At 71.6% G+C, this 25941-nt stretch carries 26 protein-coding genes, 1 tRNA gene and 1 riboswitch; of the genes, 12 read left to right on the forward strand and 15 right to left on the reverse strand.

The features are described from left to right. Positions 1-2: 2 nt before the first annotated feature. The 3 genes from HNQ05_RS02855 to HNQ05_RS02865 are packed head-to-tail and all read left to right on the forward strand — an operon-like array spanning position 3 to position 3280. Positions 3-995 (forward strand): dipeptide epimerase, encoded by a 993-nt coding sequence (locus HNQ05_RS02855; protein WP_147145667.1) that lies wholly within the window; start codon positions 3-5, stop codon positions 993-995. A gap of 33 nt (positions 996-1028) precedes the next feature. Beyond that, positions 1029-1877 (forward strand): metal ABC transporter substrate-binding protein, encoded by an 849-nt coding sequence (locus HNQ05_RS02860; protein WP_147145665.1) that lies wholly within the window; start codon positions 1029-1031, stop codon positions 1875-1877. After that, positions 1874-3280, forward strand: a complete 1407-nt coding sequence (locus HNQ05_RS02865; RefSeq protein WP_147145663.1) for a sigma 54-interacting transcriptional regulator — start codon at positions 1874-1876, stop codon at positions 3278-3280. Before HNQ05_RS02860 ends, HNQ05_RS02865 begins: the two co-directional genes overlap by 4 nt. Before the next feature lie 395 nt (positions 3281-3675). On the opposite strand, the gene HNQ05_RS02870 is transcribed toward HNQ05_RS02865, so the two are convergent. Next, entirely contained in the window at positions 3676-4392 is a 717-nt protein-coding gene (locus tag HNQ05_RS02870) for a hypothetical protein (protein WP_147145661.1), read from the reverse strand. Between the two features lie 65 nt (positions 4393-4457). Continuing rightward, positions 4458-6323 carry a peptidyl-prolyl cis-trans isomerase gene (locus tag HNQ05_RS02875; protein WP_147145659.1) on the reverse strand — a complete coding sequence of 622 codons (1866 nt, stop codon included), beginning with the start codon at positions 6321-6323 and terminating at the stop codon, positions 4458-4460. A 43-nt stretch (positions 6324-6366) separates the two neighbouring features. Between HNQ05_RS02875 and HNQ05_RS02880 the strand changes: the two genes are divergently transcribed. The 4 genes from HNQ05_RS02880 to HNQ05_RS02895 all read left to right on the forward strand — a co-directional run bounded on the left by HNQ05_RS02880 (position 6367) and on the right by HNQ05_RS02895 (position 8697). After that, a tRNA-Arg gene (locus tag HNQ05_RS02880) sits at positions 6367-6443 on the forward strand. 122 nt (positions 6444-6565) lie between these two features. Beyond that, positions 6566-7390 (forward strand): universal stress protein, encoded by an 825-nt coding sequence (locus tag HNQ05_RS02885; RefSeq protein WP_147145657.1) that lies wholly within the window; start codon positions 6566-6568, stop codon positions 7388-7390. A gap of 1 nt (position 7391) precedes the next feature. After that, on the forward strand, positions 7392-7853 hold the full coding sequence (locus HNQ05_RS02890; RefSeq protein WP_147145655.1) for a hypothetical protein: 462 nt from the start codon (positions 7392-7394) through the stop codon (positions 7851-7853). Continuing rightward, entirely contained in the window at positions 7831-8697 is an 867-nt protein-coding gene (locus tag HNQ05_RS02895) for a protoglobin domain-containing protein (RefSeq protein ID WP_147145653.1), read from the forward strand. Before HNQ05_RS02890 ends, HNQ05_RS02895 begins: the two co-directional genes overlap by 23 nt. Before the next feature lie 60 nt (positions 8698-8757). Here HNQ05_RS02895 and HNQ05_RS02900 read toward each other — a convergent pair whose 3' ends face one another. The 3 genes from HNQ05_RS02900 to HNQ05_RS02910 all read right to left on the reverse strand — a co-directional run bounded on the left by HNQ05_RS02900 (position 8758) and on the right by HNQ05_RS02910 (position 10488). After that, the gene (locus tag HNQ05_RS02900) at positions 8758-9555 is read right to left on the reverse strand and encodes a YwiC-like family protein (protein WP_183677575.1); all 798 of its coding nucleotides are present in this window, start codon (positions 9553-9555) and stop codon (positions 8758-8760) included. Between the two features lie 80 nt (positions 9556-9635). Then, positions 9636-10118: a YbjN domain-containing protein gene (locus HNQ05_RS02905; RefSeq protein WP_147145649.1), complete on the reverse strand. Its 483-nt coding sequence runs from the start codon at positions 10116-10118 to the stop codon at positions 9636-9638. A 7-nt stretch (positions 10119-10125) separates the two neighbouring features. Next, entirely contained in the window at positions 10126-10488 is a 363-nt protein-coding gene (locus HNQ05_RS02910) for a phage holin family protein (protein WP_147145647.1), read from the reverse strand. A gap of 58 nt (positions 10489-10546) precedes the next feature. Here HNQ05_RS02910 and HNQ05_RS02915 point away from each other — a divergent pair, with 58 nt between their 5' ends. Genes HNQ05_RS02915 through HNQ05_RS02935 form a run of 5 tightly spaced genes read left to right on the forward strand, consistent with a single transcriptional unit; the run spans position 10547 to position 14625 of the window. After that, on the forward strand, positions 10547-11110 hold the full coding sequence (locus HNQ05_RS02915; protein WP_147145645.1) for a TetR/AcrR family transcriptional regulator: 564 nt from the start codon (positions 10547-10549) through the stop codon (positions 11108-11110). After that, positions 11107-12003, forward strand: a complete 897-nt coding sequence (locus HNQ05_RS02920) for an ABC transporter ATP-binding protein (RefSeq protein WP_147145643.1) — start codon at positions 11107-11109, stop codon at positions 12001-12003. Before HNQ05_RS02915 ends, HNQ05_RS02920 begins: the two co-directional genes overlap by 4 nt. Continuing rightward, complete coding sequence (locus HNQ05_RS02925; protein WP_147145641.1) at positions 11990-13114, forward strand: ABC transporter permease; 1125 nt, start codon at positions 11990-11992, stop codon at positions 13112-13114. The genes HNQ05_RS02920 and HNQ05_RS02925 overlap by 14 nt, the downstream gene beginning before the upstream one ends. Before the next feature lie 36 nt (positions 13115-13150). Next, positions 13151-13966, forward strand: a complete 816-nt coding sequence (locus tag HNQ05_RS02930; protein WP_147145639.1) for a hypothetical protein — start codon at positions 13151-13153, stop codon at positions 13964-13966. After that, the gene (locus tag HNQ05_RS02935) at positions 13966-14625 is read left to right on the forward strand and encodes an outer membrane lipoprotein carrier protein LolA (protein ID WP_147145637.1); all 660 of its coding nucleotides are present in this window, start codon (positions 13966-13968) and stop codon (positions 14623-14625) included. Before HNQ05_RS02930 ends, HNQ05_RS02935 begins: the two co-directional genes overlap by 1 nt. 843 nt (positions 14626-15468) lie before the next feature. Here the strand turns inward: HNQ05_RS02935 and HNQ05_RS02940 are convergent. The 10 genes from HNQ05_RS02940 to HNQ05_RS02985 all read right to left on the reverse strand — a co-directional run bounded on the left by HNQ05_RS02940 (position 15469) and on the right by HNQ05_RS02985 (position 25926). Beyond that, the gene (locus tag HNQ05_RS02940; RefSeq protein ID WP_147145635.1) at positions 15469-16044 is read right to left on the reverse strand and encodes a protoglobin domain-containing protein; all 576 of its coding nucleotides are present in this window, start codon (positions 16042-16044) and stop codon (positions 15469-15471) included. A gap of 10 nt (positions 16045-16054) precedes the next feature. Continuing rightward, a complete protein-coding gene (locus HNQ05_RS02945) occupies positions 16055-16411 on the reverse strand; it encodes a roadblock/LC7 domain-containing protein (RefSeq protein WP_013456803.1) in 357 nt (118 codons plus the stop codon). Positions 16412-16471: 60 nt separating this feature from the next. Further along, positions 16472-16975 (reverse strand): GTP-binding protein, encoded by a 504-nt coding sequence (locus HNQ05_RS02950; protein WP_147145633.1) that lies wholly within the window; start codon positions 16973-16975, stop codon positions 16472-16474. Next, a complete protein-coding gene (locus tag HNQ05_RS02955; RefSeq protein ID WP_147145631.1) occupies positions 16963-17613 on the reverse strand; it encodes a DUF4388 domain-containing protein in 651 nt (216 codons plus the stop codon). The genes HNQ05_RS02950 and HNQ05_RS02955 overlap by 13 nt, the downstream gene beginning before the upstream one ends. 24 nt (positions 17614-17637) lie before the next feature. Then, positions 17638-17722, reverse strand: a riboswitch (cyclic di-GMP riboswitch). A gap of 77 nt (positions 17723-17799) precedes the next feature. Continuing rightward, complete coding sequence (locus HNQ05_RS02960) at positions 17800-18489, reverse strand: response regulator transcription factor (RefSeq protein ID WP_147145629.1); 690 nt, start codon at positions 18487-18489, stop codon at positions 17800-17802. 49 nt (positions 18490-18538) lie between these two features. Beyond that, positions 18539-20875, reverse strand: coding sequence for an ATP-binding protein (locus HNQ05_RS02965; RefSeq protein WP_147145627.1), 2337 nt, complete (start codon positions 20873-20875; stop codon positions 18539-18541). A 34-nt stretch (positions 20876-20909) separates the two neighbouring features. Further along, positions 20910-21596 carry a response regulator transcription factor gene (locus HNQ05_RS02970; protein ID WP_147145625.1) on the reverse strand — a complete coding sequence of 229 codons (687 nt, stop codon included), beginning with the start codon at positions 21594-21596 and terminating at the stop codon, positions 20910-20912. A gap of 48 nt (positions 21597-21644) precedes the next feature. Further along, the gene (locus HNQ05_RS02975; protein ID WP_147145623.1) at positions 21645-22142 is read right to left on the reverse strand and encodes a c-type cytochrome; all 498 of its coding nucleotides are present in this window, start codon (positions 22140-22142) and stop codon (positions 21645-21647) included. An 86-nt stretch (positions 22143-22228) separates the two neighbouring features. Continuing rightward, positions 22229-22723: a c-type cytochrome gene (locus HNQ05_RS02980; RefSeq protein WP_147145621.1), complete on the reverse strand. Its 495-nt coding sequence runs from the start codon at positions 22721-22723 to the stop codon at positions 22229-22231. Positions 22724-22797: 74 nt separating this feature from the next. Further along, the gene (locus HNQ05_RS02985; RefSeq protein ID WP_147145619.1) at positions 22798-25926 is read right to left on the reverse strand and encodes a sensor domain-containing protein; all 3129 of its coding nucleotides are present in this window, start codon (positions 25924-25926) and stop codon (positions 22798-22800) included. Positions 25927-25941 lie beyond the last annotated feature (15 nt).

Here is a 25941-nt window from a genome sequence, read left to right on the forward strand (position 1 = left end):
CCGTGCGCCTCGACTGGCAGACCTACACCCTCGAGCCGGCCCACCCCTTCCGCATCGCCCACGGCACCAGCCTGACGCGGACCGCGGTCTTCGTGGACCTGGAAGGCGGCCTCGGCGAGGCCGCGGTGGTGCCCTACCACGGCGAGAGCGTGGAGGCGGTGACGGCCTACCTGGAGGCCGCCCGCGAGCGGCTCGCGGACGCGCCGGACACCCTTCAGGGGCGGCTCGAGCGCCTGCCCGCGGAGGGCTCGCGGGCGGCGCGGGCGGCCGTGGAGATGGCGCTCTTCGACCTCTGGGGCCGGGCGCTGGGGGCGCCGTTGTGGCGGCTCTTCGGCCTCGACCCGGACCGCGCGCCGCCCACCTCGTTCACCGTCGCCATGGGCGCGCCGGAGGAGATGGCCGGGCTGGCCCGCGCCAGCGGGATGCCCGTCCTCAAGCTCAAGGTGGGCTCGGAGGACGACCTGGCCCGGCTCGAGGCGGTGCGCGCCGCCCGCCCCGACGCCCGCATCCGCGTGGACGCCAACGGCGGCTGGACGCCCGAGACCGCCCGCCGCCTCCTCCCCGAGCTGGTGCGCCTCGGCGTCGAGTTCCTGGAACAGCCGCTGCCGCCCGAAGACCGCGCGGCCTACGCCGAGCTGAGGGGCCGGGGGCTGCCCCTCTTCGCCGACGAGCCGATCAAGACCGTGCGCGACGTGGTGGACTGGGCCCCCTACGTGGACGGGGTGGTGGTCAAGCTGGCCAAGAGCGGCGGGATCGCCCCGGCGCGGGCCCAGATCGAGACCGCCCGCGCCCTGGGGCTCGAGGTGATGCTGGGCTGCATGGTGGAAACCCGCCTGGCCGTGGGTGCGGCCGCCCACCTGGCGCCGCTGGCCGACCACGCCGACCTCGACGGCCCCCTGCTCATCAAGAACGACCCCTTCACCGGCCTGGACTACCACGGCGCGCGGCTGCGCCTGCCCGCGGGGCCGGGCCTGGGCATCCGGCCGCGCACTTAGGAAACCCTTCACCTGCGGGGCTAAGATGAGGGCATGAAGCGCGTTCTCGCCCTGCTCACCCTCCTTGCCGGCCTGGCGCTCGCCGAGCGCCCCCTGGCCGTGGCCACGATTCCCCCGTACGCCGCGCTCGCCCGCGCGGTGCTGGGGGACGGCTGGCAGGTGGAAAGCCTGGTGCCGCCGGGGGCCAACCCCCACGTCTTCAGCCCCACCCCCGCCGACGTGAAGAAGGTGGCCCGGGCACGGCTGGTGATCATGAACGGGCTGGACCTCGACGGGTGGCTGCTCGCGAAGCTGGTCCGTCCCAACAACCTGGCCGCCCGGGTGTTCCGCGCCGAGGACTCGGTGCGGCCGCTGGTACGGCCGCTGCCCTCGGGAGCTGCCGACCCCCACGTCTGGACCGACCCGGTCGCCATGACCTTCGTCGTCGAAGACCTCGCGCGCACCGCCGGGGAGCTCGACCCCGCGAACGCCGCGGCCTACCGGGAGCGGGCCCGCGCCTACGCGCGCGAACTCACCGAGCTCGACCGGAGGATCCGCCAGCGGCTGGCCGCGGCGCCCACGAACCGCTTCGTGGCCTTCAAGAACCCCTTCACCTACCTGGTGGCCCGCTACGATCTCGAGCGCGTCTACCTGATCACCCCCAACCCCGCCGCCCAGCCCAGCCCCCGCGAGCTGGCCGAGGCGGCGAAGGTGCTCGCGGGCAGCGGCCTCGGCTACCTGGTCGCGCCGCTGCAGCTCGAAGGCGAGGCCGAGCGCGTGGCCCGCACCCTGGGGGTGAAGCCGGCGCTGCTCGACCTGCTGAACCAGACGGCGGACGACTACCTGGCCGTATGGGAGGCCAACGGGCGCATCCTGGCCCGGGCCCTGGGCGCGGAAGAATGAAGCGGCCGCGCACCCTGGGCGAGCTGAAGGCCGGCGGCTGGCCGCTTGCGCGGCTGCGCCGCAGCGTCCGCGACGAGGCGCGGGAAAACCTGGCGGCCAAGCTGCGCGGCGGCGAGACGCTCTTTCCGGGCATCTACGGTTACGAGGAGACCGTCATCCCCGCGCTGGTGCGGGCGGTGCTGGCGCGGCAGCACTTCATCCTGCTGGGGCTGCGAGGGCAGGCCAAGACCCGGATCCTGCGCAGCCTGATCCGCCTGCTCGACCCCGAGCTGCCGGCGCTCGACACCCCACTGCGCGACCACCCGCTGGCGCCGGTGAGCCCCGAGGGGCGGCGGCTGCTGCGCGAAGCAGGGGACGACGCTCCCCTCGTCTGGCTCACCCCCGAGGACCGCTACGTGGAGAAGCTGGCCACCCCCGACGTGACCGTGGCCGATCTGATCGGCGAGCTCGACCCCATCAAGGCCGCGCGCCGGGGCGAGGGGCTGGCCGACCTGGAGGCGGTGCACTACGGCCTGATCCCCCGCGCCAACCGCGGCGTCTTCGCCGTCAACGAGCTGCCCGACCTGCCCGCCCGGGTGCAGGTGGCGCTGTTCAACGTGCTCGAGGAGGGCGACGTCCAGGTGCGCGGCTTCCCGCTGCGGCTGCCGCTCGACGTCTGGCTCGTCTTCAGCGCCAACCCCGAGGACTACACCGCCCGGGGCCGCATCGTCACGCCGCTCAAGGACCGCATCGACGCCGAGATCCGCACCCACTACCCGCGGAGCCTCGAGGCCGGGATGCGCATCACCCGCGCCGAGGCGCGCCTGCCCGAGGGCGTGCGGATCCCCGACTTCGTGGCCCGCGCGGTGGAGCGGGTGGCCTTCCTGGCCCGCCGCGACCCGCGCGTCGACCCGGCGAGCGGCGTGAGCCAGCGCCTGGCCATTGCACTGCTCGAGCAGGTGGCCGCGGGGGCCGAGGCCCGCGCCCTGAGCCAGGGCGAGGCCCCGCTGGCGCGGCCGCGCGACGTCTACGGCGGCCTTTCGGCGATCACCGGCAAGCTCGAGCTCGAGTACGAGGGCGAGCTCGTGGGGGCCGAGGCGCTGGCGCGGGAGCTGATCGCCCGCGCCTTCGCCGAGGAGTGGGGCGAGCGCCCGGGGCTCGAGGCCGTGGCCGCCTGGTTCGAGGAGGGTCGGGTGCTGGAGCTGCCCGACGCGGCGGAGGCCGCCTGGGCGCGCGTCCGGGAGGTGGAGCCGCTCTTCGCACTGGCTACGCCCCACGCGGCGACCGTAGTCGAGGGGGCCGCCTGGGCCGAGTTCGCCCTGGAGGCGCTGGTGGGCCGGGGTCTGCTCCGCCGCGCCGAGGCCGGTTACCGCAAGGCGCCCCCGCCGGAGGTGGCGGACGGCCGGGAGACGCTCCCTCCCTGAGGCAGGCCGGCCGCGCCGCCCGAACCCGTGGTTCCCCCTGCCCCCTCTCCGCCGGCCGCTTCCCTCGTCGCCCCGGCGAAGGCTGGGGGTCCAGGACCCCTTCAGGGGCCGGGGTGGAGGCGCGACCCCGGCGGCGGAAGGTTGAAAGCGCCCTCCCCAAAAGGGGAGGGTCGGGATGGGGCGGTGGAAACCGGCCCGTCGCTTGCGGAAAACCCCTAGCCACCGGCGCGTAGGGCGCATCCGGTGCCAACCGTCACCCACGCCGCAGCCCACACCGCGCACCACGTACCGCCCCCCGCCTCCCCGCGGGGAGGCGGAAAGGAGCCGGCCGCTTAGGAACTTCAACACCGAGCCCTCGCCGGCGGCTCCGGAAAGGGCGCCTTGGAAGGTTGCCGCTAGCCGAGGTTGCGTTTGAGGAGGTGGATCAATTCGGCGAGCTGCTGGCTGAGCTCGCGGTTCTGCTCGACCAGCGTTTCCAGCTTGGCCTCGAGCTTGCCCTCGGAGGCCTGCTGCTCCTCCTGGGCCCGGCGCGAGACCTCGATGGGAATGGCCTTGAAGAGCAGCGAGGTGTTGCCGCAGATGGGGCAGATCAGCCCCGCGGGGGCGACCGAGGGGCCGTAGAAGATGCGGGTGGAGTCCTGGGGGCAGAGCAGGTACTTCTGACCCCCGGCCTCGCCCAGGTAGACGCGCTCGGCCAGCTCGTGCGCCTCCTCGGAGGCGAAGCCCACGTAGTAGTCGCCGCCGATCTCGACGTAGCCCTCGGGCAGGACCTCGCGCGTGGGCACCAGTTCCGACTTCAGCCCGCTGGGAGGCGAGATCCAGGCGAGGCCGTTCCACTTCAGGTGGCGCAGGTGGCGCCGCCCCTGATGGTCCTCGACCTCGATGATGAGGGTGACCTCCGGGTCCTTGGGGTAGTAGAAGAAGCGCACCGCCCGCACGCCCTCCAGGCCTTCCTGCGGCGGCAGGGTGTACGAGAGCGGCCCCTGGCCGCGCTCGGGGTAACCGACCATCCGCTCCAGGTCCTGCCGCGTCAGGCCGGGGGTGCGCTCGTCCCCTTCGAGCAGCAGGCGCACTTTCCGGAAGGCGCGTTCCAAACCCGGGTCGGCTTGCATACCTCCAGTCTACCGCAAAAAGGCCGGCCCCCAGGGGCCGGCCTGCACCGCTCGGGTTCGGAGGGCTAGTTGGCGCCTTCGCCCGCGGGCTGCGTCTCGGCGGGCGCCGGCGGCTCCGGCGCAGCCTGGTCGGGCGCCTGCTGGGTCGCGGGCTCCTCGGTCTTGGGCGCGAGGCTGCCGAGCACGTCGACGATCCGGTTCTCCACGCCGGCCTCCTGCTTGAGCTGGTCGATCCACTCGGCGGCCAGCTTGGCCCGCTTGGCGGCCAGCGCCAGCTGCTCGGCCTCGGCCTTGACGGCCTCGAAGGGCTTCTTGACCTCGGCCTTCTTGTCCTTGACGAGGACGACCATGTAGGTCTTCTGGTTGTCCTGTCCGGGCAGCTCGACGACCTCGGAGACGCCCCAGCCGCCCGCCTGGTCGTAGTCGGCGTCGGTGGCGAAGACGAGCTGCTCGACGACCGGCGGCAGGCCGCTGCCGGGGTTGACCGTGCCCAGGTCGCTCACCTGGCCGCCCAGCCCCTTGGCCAGCTCCTCGAGCGGGTCGCCGGCGATCAGCTTTTCGCGGAACTTGTCGGCGGTCTCCTTGTCCTTGAAGCTGACCGTCTTGACGGTGGCCGACGCCGGGATGCTGAAGCGCGCCGGGTTCTCCTCGTAGTACGCGCGCACCTCCTCCGGGGTCACCGTGACGTCCTTCGTCTTCCACAGCTGCACGTCCTGGGCCTTCTGGGCGCGGGTCCCGATGAAGGGCTCGCCCGAGGCCTCGGCCTGCTGCAACAGCAGCTCCTCGGTGATCAGCTGATCCGTCGCCGCCGGGAAGAAGAAGGAGACGGCCAGCTCGCCCAGGCCCTGCTGGATCAGCTGGGGCACCTGCTGGTCGGAGAAGACCACCTGAATGACGTCGGCCAGCTTGATCGTCTTGTCCCCCACCTTGGCCACGTCGGGGTTCTTGTACTCGTAGGGGATCTGCTCCTCGGTGAACTTGACGACGGCGCGGTCGCGCACCTCGCGGATGTAGTTCTCCACCGCCCCGTTCTGCTTGACCTGGAGCGCGTCGCTCTTGACGCGGTCGGCGACCTGGTCGTAGGGGACGTCGCCGCCGGGCAGGAACTCCTCGACCTTGACGATGTAGTAGCGGCCCCCGGTCTCGATGACCTCGGTCATGCCGCCGCTCTTGAGCTGGAAGACGGCGTCGGCCACGGGGGTCGGGAAGACGAGGCGGGTAACGGGGCCGGGTTCGCTCGAGCCCGGCTCGGCGCCCACCGCGCCGCCCTGCTCCGCGCCCACCTTGGAGTACTGCCGCGCCAGCTCGGCGAAGTCGGCGCCGCCGATCAGCTGCTTGTAGACCTGGTCGGCGGTGGCCTGGTCGTCGAGGACGATCTGGCGCGCCTTGACGCGGTCCTCGGCAGCGTACTCGCCCTTGTGCAGCTCGTAGTAGAAGCGGGCCTCTTTGTCGCTGAGCTTGACCTTCTTGCGCAGCTCGTCGATGCGCTTCTGAATGCGCAGCTGGGTGCGGATCTCGTCGCGCAGCTGGCTGTCGGTGTAGCCGATGGACTGCAGGAAGCGGTCGTAGCCCTCGCGGTCGGTGACCCCCAGCCGCTCGCGCAGCTGGTCCACCTGCTGCTTGACCTCGGAGCTGGAGACGCGGATGCGGGCGGCGTCCTGCCGCAGCGCCTCGAGGGTGATGACCTGCTCCAGGAAGTAGGTGTCGATCAGCGGCCGCAGCACCCCGGTGGGGTTGAGGGTGAAGAGCGGGTTCGTCTGGGCTTTGCGCATCAACTCCAGCTCGTTGATGGGCTGGCCGTTGACGTAGAGAATGGGCCGGCCCTCCTGCTGCGGGTTCCCCTGCGGGGTGAAGAGGAAGATGGTGCCGATGGCAAAGGCCGCAGCCAGTATGCCGAAGATGATGGTGATGGCGCGTTTACTTATTTTCACTTGACGTCCTCCTTCGGGCGGTGCTAGATTGCTGGGTGCGAGTGCGCCCGTAGCTCAGTTGGATAGAGCGTCGGCCTCCGGAGCCGAAGGCCACAGGTTCGAATCCTGTCGGGCGCACCACTTTTTTCTTTATAGCGGCCTAGCTTGAGCCCTGGGTGAACCCGACGCACAAACCGGATTGTAGCACGCGGCCTGCGCCGCCTCCGGCGCCGCCGGCGTAGAATGAGGGCAGGAGGTGTCCCATGATCAAGCGTCTGCTCCTCGCCACCGACGGCTCCACCCCCGCGCTGGGGGCCGAGCGGCTGGCGGGCTACCTGGCTTACGAGCTGGAAGCGGTGCTCGAGGCCCTGTACGTGCGGGACATCCGGCTGATCCGCATGCCCGAGCTGATGGACTGGGGCGCGATCAGCATGCCCATGCCGGTCTACCACGAAGAGATGGAAAAGGTGCTGACCGCGCGCGCCGAGGCGGTGCTGGAGCGCGTGCGTGAGGAGACCGAGCAGGCGGGCGTGAAGGTCGAGCCGACGGTGCGCACCGGGGTGCCCTACCAGGTCATCGTCGAGGAGGCGCGCACCGCCGACCTGGTGGTGCTGGGCCGCGCCGGCGAGGCCAGCGGCCACGAGGCCACGGGGCTGGGCTCGACGACGGAGCGGGTGGTGCGCACCTCGCCCACGCCAGTGCTGGTGGCGCCGCTCGAGCCGGTGCGGCCCGACCGGCTGCTCCTCGCCTACGACGGCTCCGACCCCGCCACCCGGGCCCTCCACCTGGCCGCGGAGCTGGCCGCGGGGCTGGCGCTGCCCGCCTTTGTGCTGACCGTGGACGACGACGCCATGCGCGCCGAGGCACTGGCCGCCGAGGCCGTGGCCTACCTGGCCGAACGCGGGGCCACCGCCAGCACCCAAACGGCCGCCGGCGACCCCGACGAGCGCATCCTGGAGGCCGAGGCGCCCACCGACCTGCTGGTGATGGGAGCCTTCGGCAAGGGGCTGATCCGCACGCTGCTCCTGGGTTCGACCGCCGAGCTGGTGCTGCGTCGCGCGGTGGGGCCCGTCCTGGTCGTCCGCTGAAATGTTCTTCTACGAATACCTCTTCGTCCGCGCCTCGCTGGTCTACCTGATCTACACGGCGCTGCTGGGCTTCCTCTTCTACCTGGAGCCCGGCTGGATGGCCTACCTGCGAAGCTCGCACGTGCACGCGGGCCTGGTGGGCTTCTTCCTCAACATGGTCTTCGGGGTCGCCTACTGGATGATGCCGCGGCCGGGCCAGCTGAAGCAGCCGGGTCTGGAGGCGGCCACCTTCTACGCCCTCAACAGCGGCCTGGTGCTGCGCCTGGTCTTCGAGCCGTTTGCGCTGGCCCAGCGCTCGGAGGCGCTGCAGGCGCTGCTCGTCCTGGGCGCGCTGCTCCAGTTCGCGGCGGTGCTGCTCTTCGCCTACGCCATGCAGCGGCGCGTCGTTACTAATGAAATGCTTTGGAAACTGCGTAAGATGAGGGAAGCGAGGCAGAACCATGGCGACACCCCCGAAGACTGAACAACCGGTTTGGACCCAGGTGCTCGACCTGCCGCCCCCGCCCGAGGCCCAGATGCGCGAGCAGCTGGCCTTCGTGGGCCTGAACGAAACGGCCAAACGCCAGATGTACCTCGACGGCGAGCCGCTTTTGGCTCACGCCGCCGACTGGGTGGCCGCGGCCTACGACCACCTTTCGCGCTTCGCCCCCACCGCCAAGGCGCTGGGCTGGGAGGGGCGCATCCCCGAAGACGAGCTCTACCTGCGGCGCACCTTCTTCTCGGGCTGGATCGGCCGCACCATCGGCGTAGACACCTCAGGCGAGTTCGCCCGCTACCTCTTCCACGCCGGCCGCGTCCACGCCGGCTACGGCCCCGACCGTCGCTTCGTGCCGCCCGAGTGGGTGAGCCTCTCGCTGACGCTGATCCTGCGCATGTTCAGCACCGTCGTCCCCGCCGAACGGCTGGGCTTGTGGACGAGCTACCTGGGCGTGCAGCAGGAGGTGATGCGCGCCGGCTTCGAGGCCGCGCTCGAGCTCGAGAAGGGCCGCACCGCGGTCAAGGTGGACGCGCTGGGGCTGGCGCTGCCGGCGTTGCCCGAGCCCCTGGAGGTGCGCATCCCCCAGGGGGGCACGGTGCTGGACGCCGCCTGTAAGGTGCTCACCTTCCGTCCGGAGCTGCGCGACATCGCGCTCGAGCCCGTGCAGGACACCGAGGAACACGCCGGCTGGATGGAAGAGGTGACGCGCTGGCGCTTCAAGCCGCGCTGGGCGCTGCTCAAGAACGGCCGCGACGTGGCCTACCTGGAGGGCCTGGCCACCCGGCTGAAGACCGGCGACCACCTCACCTTCCTGCCTCCCGGGCGCTGAACCCGTCCGCGAACGACGCCCCGCCGCTCGGCGGGGCGTCGCGTTTCGCCGTCGCGGGACTTACCAGCCCGCGCGGATGCCCAACGCGGTCAGGAGGGCCACCAGCCAGCCGAAGAACATCTGGCTCCAGCCGACGTGGCGCGCGGTGACCGGAGGCCGTTCGAGCATGTAGACCGCGTAGACCGCGAGCGCCAGCACCGCCCACATCCCCAGCCAGGGGCTCACGCCCCAGACGGCGCCGAGGAAGAGGACGAAGACGCCCAGCACCGCGGTGGCGAAGGTGGAGATCTTGCTCACCGGCTTGCCGTAGGCGCGGCGCACCTGCGCGCGGGCGTAGCGAATGGCCACCAAGCCGCGCATGGCCAGCACCAGCCAGGCCCCCCAGGCCAGGCGCGCGTCGCCGCCGGCGGCGAGGATGATGGCCGTGGCCACGCCGCCCATGGCGAGGGAGCCGGAGAGCTCGCCGATCAGGGTGCGCCCCTTACCCAGGGCGTCGTAGACGACCTGCACCACCACCAGCGGCAGCGCGACGAGGAGCGGCGCTACGAAGGCGCGCTCGCCCGTCAGCCAGGCGACGAGCAGGCCCGCGAGCGCCAGCCCCCCGTAGAGGAGGGCGAAAAAGAGGGCCAGCCGGGTGCGCGGGTAGACGTGGCCGCGGCGCAGGTCGCCCGCGGCCAGTTTGGTGGGGTGGCGGGCAAAGAAGCTGGCCAGCGCCATCAGGCCCAGACCCCAGCCCGCGGCGCTGGGGGCGACGAGCAGGCCCAGGATCACGGGCTCGAGGGTGAAGCCCCAGCCCCCGTGCTCGTTGGGCACGGCCAGGCTCTTCAAGGTTACGGTGGGAGCGGGTCGGGTCGCCATCTCGGGGTCAGTCAACCACAACCGCGCCGTAAATAAATGAGACGGGGCCCCGCAGGGCCCCGTCCCTGGCCGGGCCCGGGCTACTCGCCCACGACCTCGCCGGCGAAGGTCTCGAAGGCCGCCTCGAAGTTCTGCAAGAAGACCGCCAGCGCCCCCTCGAGGTCCACGCCCCCGGACAGGTCGAGGTCGCTCTCGATCACGGGGTCGCGCTCGTCGTCGAGGTAGACCTTGGCGAAGCGGTAGTTGTAGTTCCAGGCGTTGACGGCCTCGAGCGCGACCTCACCGTCGGTCGAGAAGCCCGCGTAGAGCTGCAGGCTCTCGTAGCCGGGGCGGTCGGGGTTGTCGTCGTAGAAGAAGAGCAGGGCGTTGTAGCCGCTCTTCAGCTCGAGGTGGAAGAGGGGCATGCCCTCGCCGTCCTTGTCGAGGCTGAAGGTGTAGCCGTTGGCGGCCAGCCAGGCGGCCACCTGGGGAGCGTCGGTGCCGGTGACGATCGGGCCGGACTGGGCCAGGACCGGCAGGGCGAGGAGGGCCGACAGTACGAGGGGTCGCAGGAGATGGGTCATGACCCGGTCATTCTACCCGCGCCCCGTCGCCGAAGACGACGTCGAGGACCCAGGAGACGATGGAAAGCAGCAGCGCCCCCCAGAAGGCGCCGGCAAAGCCCACCACCTCGAGCGCCGTCGCCTGGGCGACGAGCAGCAGCACCAGCGCGTTCACCACCAGGGTGAACAGCCCCAGGGTGAGCAGGTTGAGCGGCAGGGTGAAGAGCAGCAGCAGCGGCCGTACCAGGGCGTTGGCGAGCCCCAGCACCAACCCGGCGATCAGGTAGTCGGCGAGGCTGCTGCCGGGGGCGAAGTTCACGCCGCCGTAGAGCTGGGCCACCACCCACAGCGCCAGGGTGTTGAGGATCCAGCGAGCCAGGAAGTTGCGCATACCCCAGTTTAGCCCGGGGGTTGAGCGCGGCGGGGGGCCGGCGTATGCTGGTGTTAGTATGCGCTTACATACAGGCTCCACCGAGGAACGGCTGCTCGGGGCCGCGCTCGAGCTGCTGGCCGAACGCGGCTACAAGGGCGCGACCACGCGCCAGATCGCCGAGCGCGCGGGGGTGGCCGAGGTGACGCTCTTCCGCCGCTTCGGCTCCAAGGCGCGGTTGATGGCCGAGGCGGTGCGCAGCGCCGGTGCGGCCTTCGAGGAGGTGGCGGGCCGGCCCAGCGGCGACCTGCAGGGCGACCTGCTCGCGATGGCCGAGCGCTACCTCGCTCAGCTCAGGCGCGCGGGCTCGTTGATCTTCGTGATGGCCGGCGAGGCCGCGCGCGAGCCGGAACTGCGGCAAGCGCTCGAGGAGGCCATGGCCGGGAGGATCGCGACCGTGGCGGGCTTCTTCGCCTACTACCAGCAGCGCGGCGCGCTGCGGCCGGCCCCGGCCGGGACGCTGGTCCACGCGTTCTTCGGGCCGCTGATCTCCTCGGCGCTCTTCCAAACGGCGCTGAGCCGCGCGCCCGAACTCGACGTCGAGGCCCACGTGCACGGTTTTCTCAGGGGGTGGTCGCCGTGAAAGGGGTTCGCGAGAAGGTAGCGGCCCGGGGGCTCGAGCGCCGCTTCGGTCACCTGCTCGCGGTGGCGGGGGTGAGCTTCGAGGTCTACGAGGGCGAGGTCTTCGGCCTCTTGGGTCCGAACGGGGCGGGAAAGACCACCCTGGTGCGGATGCTCAGCGGGGTGCTCACCCCCACCCACGGCGACGCCACCGTGGACGGGGCCAGCGTGGTGCGCGAACCCGAGCAGGTGAAGGCGCGCATCGGCTACGCCACCCAGGAGGCGAGCGTCTACCCCTTCCTCACGGTGCGCGAGAACCTGGAGTTCCGCGCCGCCATGTACCTGGAGGGCCCGGCCGCGCGCGAGGCCGTGGAGGACGCGCTGGCGCGCTTCGGTCTGGGCGGGGTGGCCGGCCGGCGCGCCGGCGAGCTCTCGGGCGGCTGGCGCCAGCGCCTCTCCATCGCCCAGGCGGTGGTGCACCGACCGCGGGTGGCCTTCCTGGACGAGCCCACCACCGGCCTCGATCCGCTGGCGCGGCGCGCCGTCTGGGACCTGGTCTACGCCGAGGCGGCGCGGGGAATGAGCGCGCTCGTGACCACCCACTACATGGACGAGGCCGAGCGCTGCCACCGCGTGGGGCTGATCTACCGGGGGCGGCTGGTGGCGCTGGGCACGCCCCAGGCGCTGAAGGAGCAGGTGCGCGCGCGCTACCGCTTCTACCGGATCCCGGCCGGCGAGCCCGGAACCTGGCGGGGGCGGCCCGGGGTGGTCGACGCCTGGCAGCGCGGCGGCCAGACCCGGATCGTGCTCGAGCCGGACGCGCCCGCACCGCCGGAAGCGACACCGGAAGACCCCACGATGGAAGACGTCTTCGTCCTGAAGATCCGCGAGGAGGACGCCCATGCGCTGGTCTAGGGTGCGGGCGGTGGCCAAGAAGGAGATGCTCGAGCTGCGGCGCGACCCCATCCTGCTGCGGGTCATCGTCATCCTGCCGGTGGCCATGCTGCTGCTCTTCGGCTACGCGGTGAACTTTAACCTCAAGCACATCCCGATCGCCGTCTGGGACCGGGCGGACGACCGCATCGCCCAGACCCTGGTGCGCGAGCTGGGCAAAGACGGCAAGTTCGACCTCGTGGCCCGGGTCAACGACGAGGCGGAACTCAAGCGGCTCATCGACCGCCAGACCGCGCGCGTGGGGCTCGAGATCCCTCCCCGGCTCGTCGAGCAGGTCCGGGCCGGCCGGGGCGTCCGGCTGCGCGCCCTCGTCGACAGCTCCGACCCCACCTTCGCCTTCCAGGCCCAGGTGGGGCTGCAGAAGGCGGTCGGCCGGTTGAACGCCCGCCTGATCGCCGCCCGCATGCTCGCCGGGGAGGCCCAGCCGCTGCCGCTCGAGCTCGAGACCGAGCTGCTCTACAACCCCGAGGGCAACACCGCCGCCTTCATGGTGCCGGGCATCGTGGGGATCATCCTCACCCAGATCGCCGTCATCCTCACCGGCCTGGCCATCGTGCGCGAAAAGGAGACGCGCATGCTCGAGTCGCTCATCGCCACGCCGGTGCGCCCCGGCGAGCTGGTCATCGGCAAGGTGCTGCCCTACCTGGTCATCGCCTTCGCCGACACCCTGCTCGTCCTCTGGGTGGGCTACGTCGTCTTCGCGGTGCCGATGCGGGGCAGCCTGGCGCTCTTGCTCCTGCTGATCTTCCTCTTCGTGCTCGGCTCGCTGGCCGTGGGGATCGTCGTCTCGGCGCGGGCGCGTACCCAGATCCAGGCGATCTTCGGCACCCTCGTCTACTACCTGCCCTCGATCTTCCTCTCGGGCCTCTTCTTTCCCATCGAGGGGATGCCGCGGGTGCTGCAGGCGGTCACCTACCTGATCCCGCTGCGCTACTTCCTCGAGGCGGCCCGCGGCGTCATGCTGCGCGGCGTCGGCCTCGACGTACTCTACGCCCCCTTCGCGGCCCTCGTCGTCTTCACCGCACTCATGCTGGTGCTCGCCACCTTGAGCTTCCGCAAACGCCTGCTTTAGGCGGCGCTCACCGAGAGCCGGTATAAAGGAGGAAGTATGAAGAAACTCTGGTTTTCACTCCTGCTGCTGCTGGCGCCGCTCGCTACGGCCCAGTCGCTCGAGTTCGGCGTCTGGGCGGGGGGTCCGGGCCTTTCGGTCGGCCCCACGGTCAACCTCAACCTGCCCAGGGGCGACTGGACCTTCGACGCCTACCTGCGCGCCTACCTGCCCAACACCGACGAGATCTCGTTCGGCCTGGGGGCCCGCCGCGCCTTCGAGGCCGGCCCCGCGGGCCGCGGCGAGGTCGGCGCGCGCGGCTTCATCGGCATGGACGCCCACTACTGGGTCGAGGGGTTCGGGAGCGTGGCGCTGGGCAAGGCGGCGCTCGACCTCAGCGTCGGCCACACCTACAACCGCACCCCCAGCCACTTCTGGCCCCTGCAGGGCGAGACGCTGGGCACCTACGCCCGCCTTGGCGGCAAGTTCCGCATCGACCGCCACCTTACGCTGCTCGCCCGCGGCTACTTCCACCGCGGCGGCGGTCAGGCCGAGGCGGCGCTCGCCTGGCGGGTGAACCGGCAGACCTTCACCCTGGGGGCCGGCGGCGTGGACCGGGCCAGCAACGCCTACGCGGTGCTCGGCTACCGGACGCCCTACGACGGCGCGGTGGTGGAGGGGCGGCTGCGCCTGGGCACCCTCAACGAGTTCCGCCTCGACTACGCCGACCGCAGCTACAAGGCGCACCTGACGCTCGCCTATCCGGCGCGGGCCCAGGCGGGGGTGGCCTGGGACGCCTGGGCGCTCGACGCCGAGGTGGACCAGGCCGGCTACGAGTTCTACCTGCGCTACACCCTGCCGCTGGAGGGCCTGTGATGCGGCGGGGGCTGGCCCTGCTCGTCCTGCTCGGCCTGCCGGCCCTCGCCGTGAGCGCCGAGGCCCTGTTCGACCAGGTGGCCCAGGTGCTCGACCAGAGCCCTTGGGAGGCGCGCCTGCAGGGGCGGATCGTCACCCCCGGCGGCGACGCCCAGGAGGCCGACCTGATCGTCAAGACCCTTCCGGAAAAGCAGATCGTGCGCATCGAGTTCCAGAAGCCCGACGCGCTCGCCGACAACTACGTGGTCATCACCCCGGACAAGGTCTACAACTACCTCTTCCTCACCAACCAGGTCGTCGTCTACCCGCGCGCCAAGGCGCGCATCGAAGGGCTGGGCTTCGACCTCTCGCGGATGGGCGACCTGCGCAAGCTGGGCGAGGAGGGCGAGGTCGTCTGGGACGCGCCCCAGGAGGTCCGCTTCCAGAAACGGCCCGCCTGGCACGTCGTCGGCCGCGCCCCCGACCCCGACGCCTCGGGGTTCGCGCGCGTCGAGGTCTGGATCGACCGCGAGGAGAAGCGGCCGCTGCGCACGGCCTTTTACGACGCCGAGGGGCAGCCGCTCTCCGACCTGGAGTGGACGGCGTTCAAGACCGCCCGCTTCACCGCGGACGACCTGGTGGCCTTCCCCCCCGACGCCGAGTGGATCGAGAAGAAGTAGACCGTAGGCGGCTCTTAGTCCCGTTTTCCCCTCCTATCGTTGCGGGCGAGCCGACCCTGCGGCTCGAGATCCCGGATCAAGTCCGGGGCGGGTCCGGACCGTGCGCCGCGAACACCCGTCGTACCGGACGAAGGGGGCCGCGTGGCCCCCGAGAGCTGGAATCTTACTCGACCCGACTAGGGGGTCTACCGTGCGCTGCACGGATAGTAGCGACGACTCGTCGGTTCACGCGAAACCCGCAACAACGATAAGATCCCCGATCTCGGCGATTCGCGCCTCGTCGGGGATGACGAATGGTGGAGGTGGACGGTAACGAGTGGGATGCGGGTAACCCGAGCAGCGCAAACGCCCGGTCGCGTGCGCTGGAATTCAGCCAACGGTGCGCCCGCTGCCTACCGCCCGCTGCCTACGAGCCGCGCCCACCACGCACCGCATACTACGCACTACCTACCACCCTTTCTCGTCATTCCGGACGAGCGGGCCCCAAGCCCGCGAGAGCCGGAATCTTAATGCGCACGGACGAGGAGTCGGTCGCTCGAAGCAAGGGGGTGAGGACGGCGCGTCGTTTCCTTCGCAACCGGTAGCCGCCATAAGATCCCCGATCTCGGCGCTTCGCGCCTCGTCGGGGATGACGAAAAAGCGGTCGGGCAGGCAGCAACGGCAAGAATCGGGGCACGCGGCCGCAGCCCGCGTGCCCGGGGTGACGGGGAAGCGTGGAATGAAGCGGAGCCCGCGAGACCCGCACCTTCCCGCTCCATCGGTTACGGCGAAGGCGAGCGAGGCGGCGCGCAGGGCTGCCAGCGTGCGCTTCGCGCGCGGCGGCGAAGGGGCGGCCCCGAATGTTCAGGACGCGCCGTGGCTGCGCAGCGGGAACATCCGCTGCGCTTCTTCGTGCACCATCCGCTGTACCAGCGCGGGCGGCATGCCCACCACGTTCTGCAGCGCCTCCTGCCAGGCCACCTCGTAGCCATAGCTGATGATCGCGCCCAGGGTCGCGCCCAGCCGCACGAAGGCCTCGGTGACGGCCTCGGCGTCCTCGTGGCCGCGGAACTTCTTCATCACGTAGAGCACCATGTAGTCGAGCATGGCCAGCATCATCGGGTTGCTGACCTGGCGCACGACGTGCACCGGCCCCACGAAGGCGAGCCAGGCGAAGAACTCGTCGTCGTGCGGCCCCTCGACGATGCGCCGGAAGAAGTCGACCTGGGTGGCCTCGCGCTCGGGCCGCTCCCCCTCCTCGAAGACATCGCGGGTGGGCTCGTGGGCGAAGAGCACGTCGTAGAAGCTGGTCACGTACTCCTCGGCGAGGGGCAGGATCAGGTCGCGGTGGGCGCGGATGACCTCGGCATCCTCGGGGCGGAAGCGGGTCTCGGGCGGCATGTCGCCGATGGCGCGCTGGGCGATCGCGTGGAAGTCCATGGCCGCCCTCCTAGAGCACCTGCGCCAGGCGGGTGGCGAACTCGCGGGCCTCCAGGTGGATGAGGCCCAGGTTGGCGCCCGCGGGCGCGGCGAGGGCGAGCACGCCCTTGTCGCCGGCGGCGTAGACGACGAAGTAGCCCTGGTTGCCCCGCACGATCGTCTCCTCGAGGCTGCCGAGCTCGGTCGTCTGGCTGATGCGCTTGCCGAGGCCCAGGGCGGTCGCGGCCATGGCCGCGACCCGCGGGGCGTCGGCGGAGTCGTGGACGATCGGCAGACCGTCGGTGGAGGCCACCACGACGCTGCGCAGCTCGGGGAGGGCCTGCTTGAGTTCGCGAAGGATCTGTTGCAGCTGTTCTTGTTTGGTCATCGTTCGTTTCTCCTTGGTTGGTCTCTCCGGGGAACCCGGTAGATTCGGTGGGAAGGCCGCTCAGAGCATGAGCTCCAAGAGGCGCACGAGGGGGCGGACCGCGCTCGCGGGTTCGGTGGCGTTCAGGCCCACGACGCGCTCCGGCGGCTGCCCCAGGTAGAGGGCGACCTCGTCGGGGCCCCAGACCGGGGGGCGGTCCTGGCGGGTGACGCCGACGACGTAGGGGACGGGCTGCTGGGAGAGCAGGTAGTCCAGCTGGCGGCGCGCCTGGGGGAAGTCCTGGGGGCGGTCGCCGCGGACGAGCAGCACCAACCCCAGGGCCCCCTCGGTGAGCACGTCCCACATGAAGTCGAAGCGCTCCTGCCCGGGGGTGCCGAAGAGGTAGAGCAGCTGGTCGTCGAGCCGCAGGGTGCCGTAGTCCATGGCCACCGTGGTGAGGTCCTTACCGATGGCCTCGCTGGCGCGGGCGTCGGTGTCGACGATCTCGGTCTCCGAGAGGGTGCGGATGAGCGTGCTCTTGCCCGCGCCCACCGGCCCCGAGACGACGACCTTTAGTGGTTCCACGCCTGCCGGTCTCCGAAGAAGCGCCGCCGCAGCGAGCCCAGCAGCCGCGCCGCCGCCGAGGCCCTGCGTTCCTGACCGCCGCGGGCGCGCACCGGCGCCAGCAGCTCGAGCTGCCGCAGCTTGAGCAGGTAGTAGCGGGCGTGCTCGAGCGGCATTCCCAGCCGCCGCGCCAGCTCGCGCGCCGAGGCCCCGCGGCGCAGCAGCGCCGCGGCGCGCTGCCAGAAGTCCGAGAGCCGGGCGTCCTCCGGGGCGCGCTCGGCGGTCAGCGCGAAGATGGTGTCGGGGTGCGGAAGGCTGCGCTCGAGGCCTTGAATCTCGTCCTGCACGGTCACCGTGGCGAGGAGCAGCTGGTCCAGGGGCCAGCCCAGCGGCTGGGGGCAGCGGCGCATCCGGGCGCCGGGGGCGAACTCGAAGCTGCCGCGCCGGGCCGCGACCAGACGGCCGACGATGCTCCGCGCCTGCAGCGGCTCGGCCGCCCGGCCGCCGACGTAGAGGCACTGCAACAAACCGCCCGTGAAGTAGAGGGTGACCCGCGGGTGCTGCTCGAGGTTGAAAATCTCCAGGGCGCCGTCCTGCACCGACAAAAGCGGGAGCAGATCCCCCAAAGACATGTGGTTCAGGTTTCCGAAAATGGCCATGCTTCCCCCTTCGCGGCCCGGGGCCGCGGACGAGGCCGGTCGCGCCACTGGCTCCCCGTCTTCCAGGCGCCCGATCTACGGAAGACGGTTCAAAGCCTCCTGCTCCTCAAGATATAAAAGAATTACGGCCTTGCCATCCCCCGTTTGGGGGATGAATAGTAACGCTCAGGATCGGTAAAAACGCGGTTAAAAAACCGTCGGGTTTTCCCGCTTGAGCTCGAGCAGGCGGTAGCCCACCCCCACCATCGTCTCGATGAAGTGGGGGTTGCGGGGGTCGTCGCCCAGCTTCTTGCGCAGCATGTTGATGTAGACGTCGACGACCCGGTCGGTGCCGTCGAAGGTCAGCCCCCAGACCGCCTCCAGGAGCTCGCTACGGCTCCAGACCCGGCCGGGGGCGCTGGCCAGGGTGCGCAGCAGCGCGAACTCGGTCTTGGAGAGCTTGAGCTCGCGCCCCTCGAGGGTGGCGCGGTACCCCTCGCTGTCGAGCTCGAGCGGACCCACGCGGATCCGCGGGCTGCCGTAGCTGCGCCGCAGCAGCGCCTGCACCCGCGCGGTGAACTCGAGGACCGAGAAGGGCTTGGTCATGTAGTCGTCGGCCCCGATCTCGAGGCAGTAAACCTTGGTGTGCTCGTCATCCTTGGCCGTCAGCACCAGCACCGGCAGCCGGGGGCGCAGCGCGCGGGCGCGGCGGAGCAGCTCCACCCCGTCCACGTCGGGGAGACCGAGGTCGAGCGCCAGCAGGTCGGCCTTGGGTAGGTAGCGCATGGCTTCGACGCCGCTGGTCGCCCAGTAGATGCTGTGCCCCTTCTGCTCGAGGGCGAGGCGCAACAGCTGGGCCACCTGGGGATCGTCTTCGATCAGCAGAATCTTCGGCATACCTTACAGGCGATTATACGACCCGGAAGGGTGGGGCGTAAGGTTGCCCCTAGTTGCAGAACGGGTTGCACTGCTGCGGCGGAGGCGGCGGGGGCTCGGGCTTGGGTTCGGGCCGCGGCCGCGGCGGGGGTGGCGGGGCGGGCTTGGGCGCCGGCTTCTGGAAGAGCGGGCAGCCGGGCTCGGCGTACTCCTTACCGGCGCCGTCCAGGGCGCGGCGCAGCAGCTCGGCGGCCTCGGCGTCGTCGGGCCGTCCCACAAGCCAGGCGCAGGCGGCGGCCTCGGCCGCGTCGTAGCGGTCCAGCTTCAGGTAGGCGCGGATCAGCCCCAGGGTGGCCTCGCGGCTCAGCTCCTGCCGGCTCCGCGCCCGCTGGTAGTAGGCCGCGGCTCCCTCGAGGTCGCCCTGGGCCTCCAGCGCCTGGGCCAGGGGCAGGAGGACGCGCGCCTCGTAGCCGGGCTCCAGCTGCACCGCCCGCTCCAAAGCCTCGCGGGCGGCGTCGTTCTTGCCCAACCGCAGCGAGGCCAGGCCGTACTCGAGCCAGGCCGCGGGCTGGGTGGGGTCCTGCTCCAGCGCCTGCGCCAGCAGCTCGGCGGCCGCGGCGTAGTCGCCGGCGACGAAGCTGCGGTGGCCGCGGTAGAAGGAGCCGCGCTCTTCGTAGGGCCGCGCCGGGGAGGGCGCGCCCGCGAGCCCCAGGTCGTCGAGCGCCTGCACCTGCACGGTCAGGCTGCGGTCCTGCTGCGGTTCGTAGATCCAGGGGCCGGCGTCGACCTCGACCACCTGCACCGGCACGCCGCCGGCGAGCAGCGTGATGCGGTAGCGCACCGCCCCCTCCACGGGCAGCCAGCGGAGCTCGAGCCGCCCGTCGTCCAGCGTGCGCAGCCGCACCTGCGGGGCCGCGAGCAGGCGGCGCTTCTCCACGCCGTTGGCGCTCACCGCCGCCCCCTCGCCCGGGGCCAGCTCCCCCTGGAACCCGGGGGCGCTGAGGGCGAGTTTTCCGTCGTAGAGGCTGATGCGGTCGACCTCGCCGCTCTGGGCGAGGAAGTCGGTGCCCCTGGGGGCCAGCTCGGCGCGGTTCAGGCTCAGGTCCAGCCGCGGCGTCGCGCCGTCGCGGCGCACGGCCACCCCGCCCACGGGCAGCCGCACCGCGGCGCTGAGCGCACCGCCCCAGAGGCTGCGGCGGGCGCTGACCTGGGCGCGGCTGCCGGGGTCGAAGCGCAGACGCGCCGTGCCCAGCCGCACCGTACCGCCCTGGGGCAGCGTCCGTTCCTGGGTGAGCGCGACCCGCCCCTCCGGGGTGTCGGCCTCCACCGGGACGGGAAAGAGGGGGAAGCGGGCCAGGATCAGCCCCGCGAGTGCGGTGAGCACCAGCACCCGCAGGCCCAGCCCGGCGCCGCCGCGCCGGCCCGGCTGCAGCCGCGGCAGCTCGACCCGGAAGCGGCTGCCGCGCCCGGCCTGGCTCTCCACCCGCACCTCGCCCCCGTGGGCCTCGACCACCCGCTTGACGATGGCCAGCCCCAGGCCGCTCCCCTCCTTTTGGGTGTCGGCGCGCTGGAAAGGCTCGAAGATCCGCTCCAGATCGTCCGCGGCGATCCCGGGGCCGGTGTCCTCGACCTGGACACCCACCCGGGTGCCGTCCGCGACGGCGCGCAGCACGACGCGGCCCCCTTCGGGGGTGTACTTGACGGCGTTGAGGGCCAGGTTGAGGAGGGCCTGCAGCAGCCAGCGGCGGTCGCCCAGAAGCTCGGCGTCGCCGCGCAGGGGCACCACCCGCAGGTGCACCCCCGAGGCCAGGGCCACCGGCTCGACCTCGCCCGCCAGCTCCTCGAGCAGGCCGTTCAGCGAGAGCCGCTCCGCCTTGAGGCGTACGCCCTCCTGTTCCAGCGCGACGAGCTGCAGCGAGTCGTTGACCAGGGCGTGCATCCGCTGGGCGCTGGTGTGGGCCGTCTCGATCAGCTTGTGCACCTCGCCCTCGAGGCCGCGCTGGGTGAGCAGCTCGAGGCTGCCGAGCACCGCGAAGAGGGGGTTCTTGATCTCGTGTGCGAGGACGCTGAGCATGCGGGCGCTGCGCGACGACTGGTCCTCGATGGCCAGCAGCTCGCCGCGCAGGTCGCCGATGGTGGCGTGGGCGCGGATCAGCGTGCGCAGCAGCTCCTCCAGCGCCGGCGGGTGCCCGTCGGGCCACCAGACCCGCACCTCGGCCTCGACCAGCCGCGGCGCCTCCTGGGGCGACGGATCGGGGAAGCGCAGATCCTCGGCGGCCACCGCCGCGCGGCGGCTGACGTGCTCCCGCAGCGCCCGGTAGAGCGCGTGCGGGAAGTTGGGCTGGCCCAGGTGGGGGCGCAGGTCACGGAGGATCTCGGCGAGGGTCTGAACGGTCACCCGCGGCATGGAACCATGTTACGGGTCCGGTGTCGAAAAGTTGTTAAGAAGACGAACCGCGCAGGCGGTAGCCCACGCCGCGCACGGTCTCGATCTGGGCGCCGCAGGGGCCGAGGCGGCGGCGCAGGTTCTTGACGTGGGCGTCGACGGTGCGGGCGTCCACGTAGGCCTCGCCCAGCTGGTCGAGGAGCTCGTGGCGCGAGAGCGCCCGCCCCTCGGCCTGCGCCAGCGCCGCCAGCAGCCGCAGCTGCGTGGGGCTGAGCGCGACCGGCGCCTCGCCGCAGCGGGCCTCGAAGGCGTCGAGGTCCACCGCGATCGCGCCCACGCGGTAGATCCGGGCGGCGCGGGCGCCGCCGCCGACGCGCCGCAGCACCGCCCGCACCCGCGCCACCACCTCGCGGGGGCTGAAGGGCTTGGTGATGTAGTCGTCGGCGCCCAGCTCGAGCCCCACGAGCCGGTCCACCTCCTCGGCCTTGGCCGTGACCATCAGGATGGGCACGTCCGACTGGGCGCGGATGGTGCGGGCCACCTCGAGCCCGCCGATCTCGGGGAGCATCAGGTCGAGCAGGATCAGGTCGGGCCGGAAGGCCCGCCACAGCTCGAGCGCGCGCTTGCCGCTGGCCGCGCGCTCGGTCACGAACCCCTCGGCCCGCAGGTAACGCTCGAGCACGTCGGCGATGCGGGCCTCGTCCTCGACGACCAGAATGCGCTTTTCGGCCATGGCTTCCATTGTACGCTCCTCCCCCGGCGCCCGGCGGGCGCCGGGGTGCCGTCGGGGCTAACGGTTGCCGCCTGGGGGGTTGGTGGCGTGCATGACCTCCTCGACCTTGGTCAGGAGTTCGTGCACCTGCTCCGGGGAGAGCTGCAACGTGCGCACCCGCGCCACCTCCTCGGGGGTGTAGGCGGCCGCGGCGGCCTGGGTGCCCGGCCGCTTCCAGCTGGCCTGCTCGAGGATCCAGTTCAGCAGGGCGGCCGCCTCTTCGTCGTCCAGCACGGGCGCGTAGCCCGGCATGAAGCCGTCGTAGGTGTAACCGCGCTGCACGAGCTCGCCCTTGAGCCCGAAGAGGGTGGTGGCGATCACGAACTCCCGGCCGCCGTCGAAGGTGGAGAGGTTCTTGATCGGGCCGCCGATGAACGGGTAGGTGCCGGGAAGGCCCTCGCCGTCGGCCTGGTGGCAGGCCTGGCAGTACTGGGTGTAGAGCGCCTCCCCGTCCGCCGCGAACGCGAACCCCAGGGCCAGCGCGAGGAGCAGGAGCGTCGCCGTCAACTTCTTCATCTTCGTTCACCTCCGCGGCCATGGTGCACCGCGGGCGGTGAACGGAGGGCGAAGAGGGCGTGAAGGTTCGGTGAACGGGTCCGGGGCTAGGGGGGCGGGGCGCCGCGGAACGGCGCGGTCTGCAGGATCTCCTCGGCCTCGATCAGCAGCTCGTGCACCTGCTCGGGGCTCAGCGACCGGGCCCGCATGCGGGCCGCCTCTTCGGGGGTGAAGGGCCGCACCGGCGCCGGGGCCGGGCGGGTCCAGCCGAAGCGCGCGCGGATCCAGTTGAGCAGCGCGGCCACCTCGGCGTCGTCGAGCAACGGGGCGTAGCCGGGCATGAAGCGCTCGTAGGTGTACGGACCCTGCACCAGCATCCCCTTCAGGCCGAAGAGGGTGACGGCGATCAGGTACTCCCGCCCCCGTTCGAAGGTCGCCAGCTTCCGCACCGAGCCCCCCAGGGAGGGGAAGGTGCCGGGGGTGCCCGAGCCGTCCTCCCGGTGGCAGACCTGGCAGTAACGGGCGTAGAGAACGCCCGCGTCGGCCGCGTACACCAGCCCCAACGCGAGCACCAAGGTCCCGACCCATGCGGCCTTCTTCATCTTCGCTCACCTCCGCCTGCCGTCCGCGCCGCCGGCGGGGAGCCGGGGGCCAAAAAGGGGGAACGCGGCGCGGGCTACGAGGCCTCGCCGAAGGGCAGCTCGGCGGGGGGCAGGGCCTCGCTGATCGCGTAGCCCTGAAGGTAGTGGACGCCCACGTGCTGGAGCCACTCGCGCTGGGTCTCGGTCTCGACGCCCTCGGCCAGCACGTCGATGCCCAGCTGGCTGGCCAGCGCCACGATCATCCGCACGATGCCGGCGTCCTTGGTGCGGAAGGGCACGCCGCTGATGAAGGCGCGGTCGATCTTGATCAGGTCGATGGGGAAGTCGGAGAGGTAGCTGAGCGAGGAGTAGCCCTGGCCGAAATCGTCGAGCGCGAGCTGCACCCCCAGCTCCTTGAGCTGCCCCAGCACCCGCTTCGTCTGCTCGGGGTCGCGCGAGGCCTGGGTCTCGGTGACCTCGATCAGCAGCCGCTCGGGCTCTACCCGTTCCTCCTTGAAGAGCTGCTCGAGGAAGCCCAGGAAGCCGGGGTCGAGGAGCGAGGCGTAGCCGACGTTGACGCTGACCCAGACCGGCGGTTCGGCGCCGCGCCAGCGGGCGATCTGGCGCACCGCCTGGGTGAGGATCTGACGGTCGAAGCCGGTGGCCAGCCCCGCCTCCTCGATCAGGGGCAGAAACTCTTCGGGGAAGATCTGCCCGCGGGTGGGGTGTTCCCAGCGGACCAGCGCCTCGAGGCCGCGCATCTCCCCCTGCACGTTCTGGATGGGCTGGTAGTAGAGGATCAGGCTGCCCGACTGCATGGCGGTGCGCAGGTCGGTCTCGAGCTGGAAGCGCTCGTGGGTGTAGACGTTGAGGTGGGGCGAGTAGAACTGCAGGTGGACCTTGTCGTCCTTGGCGCGGTACATGGCGATGTCCGCGTGGCGCAGCAGCTGCTCGAAGGTCTCGCCGTCGGCGGGGTAGAGGGCGATGCCGGCGCTGCCGGAGACGTGGATGTGGTGGCCCTCGACGTTGAAGGGGGGTCGCAGGACCTGGATGAGGCGCTGGGCCAGCTCGAGCACCCCCTCCTGATCGTCGCGACGCGCCAGCAGCCCGAACTCGTCGCCGCCGAGGCGGGCCAGCACGTCGCCGGGACCGGTCTGCTCCTCGAGGCGGCGCGCCACCTGCACCAGCAGGGCGTCGCCGATGTCGTGCCCCAGGGTGTCGTTGACGTTCTTGAAGCGGTCCAGGTCGATGTAGACGAAGGCGAAGCCGCCCCCGTCGCCGAGCTCGCGGATCGCCTCCTCGACGCGCTCGCGCAGCATGCGCCGGTTGGCCAGCCCGGTCAGGGCGTCGTAGTAGGCCATGTGCTCGATCTGGGCCTCGTAGACCTTGTGCTCGGTGATGTCGCGGGCGCTCACCAGCACGCCGCGCACCGCGGGGTTGGCCAGCAGGTTGCGGCCGCGCACCTCGAGCCAGCGGGTCTCGCCCGAGGCCGAGCGGATGCGGAAGGTGACGTGGATGGGCCGCGAGGGGTCCTCCAGCGCCGCGCGCAGGGAGCGCTCGGCGGCGGGCCGGTCGTCGGGGTGAATGCTCTCGCCCACCGTCAGCCCCACGAGGTCGCGCACCTTGTGCCCCAGCACCGCCTCGACCGCGGGGCTGATGTAGCGGATGCGCATCTCCTCGTCGAGCACCGCGGTGATGTCCGAGGTGTTCTGCAGGATCGTGCGGAAGCGCTCCTCGCTGCGGGCCAGCGCCTGCTCGAGGCGGCGGGCCTCGGTGACGTCGCGCATGAACCAGACGCGCCCCCCGGTCTCGCCGCCGTCGAGCGGCGCCGAGGAGGCCTGGAGGATGCGGCCGTCCTTGAGCCGCAACTCGATGTGGACGTTGCGGTCGGGGCGCTCGTGCAGCTCCAGCAGCACTTCGGCGAAGCGCTTGGGGTTCTTGGTGCGGCGGGTCAGCACCGAGAGTCCTGCGCTCCCTTCGGTGGAGAGCTCCTCGGCGCTCAGGCCCCAGATCTCCAGGAAGCGCTTGTTGTAAAAGAGCGGGCGCCACTGGGCGTCCACGGCCAGGATGCCGTCGCCGGCGGCCTCGTTGATGCGCTCGAGCAACGAGCGCTGCACCGAAAGCTCGCGGGTGCGCTCGACGCGCTCGATCCCGGCGGCCAGCGAGGCCGCCGCGGTGCGCAGCACCCGGATCATCTCGTGGCCGAAGCGGCGGCCCGTCTCGGTGAGCTCGAAGCCCGCGAAGCCCCAGAAGGCCCCGCCGATGAGGAGCGGTAGCAGCAGGATCGAGCCCACGCCGCTGGCCTCGAGCATCAACCGCTCCTCCCCCGGCAGCTGCGCGACCGGACCTGCGATCACCTGACCGTGCTCGAGCTCGCGGAACCAGCGTGCGAAGCGTGGGTCGTTCTCCACCAGCTCGCCCGAGAGCGGGCTGTCGATCCGCGTCTTGAGCACGTCGCGCACCCACTCCACCTGCAGCGAGGCGCGGCGGCGGCCGGTCTCGGGGTGGTCCTCCACCTTGTAGAGGTAGGCGCGCTCCGCCCCCAGGCTCATGGCCAGGGTGGCCATGGCCTTGTTCAGCGGCCAGGCCAGGTCGTCCTTGGCCGCCAGCATGGTGCGGGTGGCGTCGGAAACGCCCTTGAGCAGGCGCTCCTGGCGCCGCAGCGTCTGTTCGGCGAGCTTGTAGGGGGTGACCTCGAAGGCCTCGAGCCGCAGCCCCTCGGCGCTCGGCTCCACGAAGACGCGCAGCCAGACGAGGCGGCCCGCGGCGTGCACCGCCCGCAGCTCCAGGGTCGTGGCCTCGCCGGTCTCGAGGACCTGCTCCTGCACCTTTTCCCAGAGGGGCCGGTCTTCGGGGTAGACCAGCCCGGCGAAGGGCTCGCCGTGCACCTCCTCGGTCACCCAGCCCAGCAGCGGCTCGAGGTTGCGGGAGCGCACCAGGCGCCCCCGCTCGTCCACGCTCAGTTCCAGCGCCCGGCTGCCCGCCCGCGGCCGCGGCGCCACCACGGCCCAGACGATCAGGGCGAGGCCCAACCCGGTCGCGCCCCAGCCCGCGGCCCCGCCCAGAGCGAGGCCCAGCGCGGTGAACGCGAGGCCCAGGCCCGTCAGCAACGCCGAACGTCGCTTGCGCCACGTTCCCGCCAGCCCCACGATGAGCGCGGCCGATACGAAGAGGAGAATCCAGCTCAGATTCGGTTCCATAAATACGCGCTCCGTGGTGTTCAAGACACCAGTATACGC

This window comes from Oceanithermus desulfurans (assembly GCF_014201675.1).
GTDB lineage: Bacteria > Deinococcota > Deinococci > Deinococcales > Marinithermaceae > Oceanithermus > Oceanithermus desulfurans.

Coding starts and splice junctions, on each gene's coding strand:
- HNQ05_RS02860 (WP_147145665.1), top strand. CDS start 1,029: ATGAAGCGCGTTCTCGCCCTGCTCACCCTCCTTGCCGGCCTGGCGCTC.
- HNQ05_RS02865 (WP_147145663.1), top strand. CDS start 1,874: ATGAAGCGGCCGCGCACCCTGGGCGAGCTGAAGGCCGGCGGCTGGCCG.
- HNQ05_RS02870 (WP_147145661.1), bottom strand. CDS start 4,392: ATGCAAGCCGACCCGGGTTTGGAACGCGCCTTCCGGAAAGTGCGCCTG.
- HNQ05_RS02885 (WP_147145657.1), top strand. CDS start 6,566: ATGATCAAGCGTCTGCTCCTCGCCACCGACGGCTCCACCCCCGCGCTG.
- HNQ05_RS02890 (WP_147145655.1), top strand. CDS start 7,392: ATGTTCTTCTACGAATACCTCTTCGTCCGCGCCTCGCTGGTCTACCTG.
- HNQ05_RS02895 (WP_147145653.1), top strand. CDS start 7,831: ATGGCGACACCCCCGAAGACTGAACAACCGGTTTGGACCCAGGTGCTC.
- HNQ05_RS02900 (WP_183677575.1), bottom strand. CDS start 9,555: ATGGCGACCCGACCCGCTCCCACCGTAACCTTGAAGAGCCTGGCCGTG.
- HNQ05_RS02905 (WP_147145649.1), bottom strand. CDS start 10,118: ATGACCCATCTCCTGCGACCCCTCGTACTGTCGGCCCTCCTCGCCCTG.
- HNQ05_RS02910 (WP_147145647.1), bottom strand. CDS start 10,488: ATGCGCAACTTCCTGGCTCGCTGGATCCTCAACACCCTGGCGCTGTGG.
- HNQ05_RS02915 (WP_147145645.1), top strand. CDS start 10,547: ATGCGCTTACATACAGGCTCCACCGAGGAACGGCTGCTCGGGGCCGCG.
- HNQ05_RS02925 (WP_147145641.1), top strand. CDS start 11,990: ATGCGCTGGTCTAGGGTGCGGGCGGTGGCCAAGAAGGAGATGCTCGAG.
- HNQ05_RS02930 (WP_147145639.1), top strand. CDS start 13,151: ATGAAGAAACTCTGGTTTTCACTCCTGCTGCTGCTGGCGCCGCTCGCT.
- HNQ05_RS02935 (WP_147145637.1), top strand. CDS start 13,966: ATGCGGCGGGGGCTGGCCCTGCTCGTCCTGCTCGGCCTGCCGGCCCTC.
- HNQ05_RS02940 (WP_147145635.1), bottom strand. CDS start 16,044: ATGGACTTCCACGCGATCGCCCAGCGCGCCATCGGCGACATGCCGCCC.
- HNQ05_RS02945 (WP_013456803.1), bottom strand. CDS start 16,411: ATGACCAAACAAGAACAGCTGCAACAGATCCTTCGCGAACTCAAGCAG.
- HNQ05_RS02955 (WP_147145631.1), bottom strand. CDS start 17,613: ATGGCCATTTTCGGAAACCTGAACCACATGTCTTTGGGGGATCTGCTC.
- HNQ05_RS02960 (WP_147145629.1), bottom strand. CDS start 18,489: ATGCCGAAGATTCTGCTGATCGAAGACGATCCCCAGGTGGCCCAGCTG.
- HNQ05_RS02965 (WP_147145627.1), bottom strand. CDS start 20,875: ATGCCGCGGGTGACCGTTCAGACCCTCGCCGAGATCCTCCGTGACCTG.
- HNQ05_RS02970 (WP_147145625.1), bottom strand. CDS start 21,596: ATGGAAGCCATGGCCGAAAAGCGCATTCTGGTCGTCGAGGACGAGGCC.
- HNQ05_RS02975 (WP_147145623.1), bottom strand. CDS start 22,142: ATGAAGAAGTTGACGGCGACGCTCCTGCTCCTCGCGCTGGCCCTGGGG.
- HNQ05_RS02980 (WP_147145621.1), bottom strand. CDS start 22,723: ATGAAGAAGGCCGCATGGGTCGGGACCTTGGTGCTCGCGTTGGGGCTG.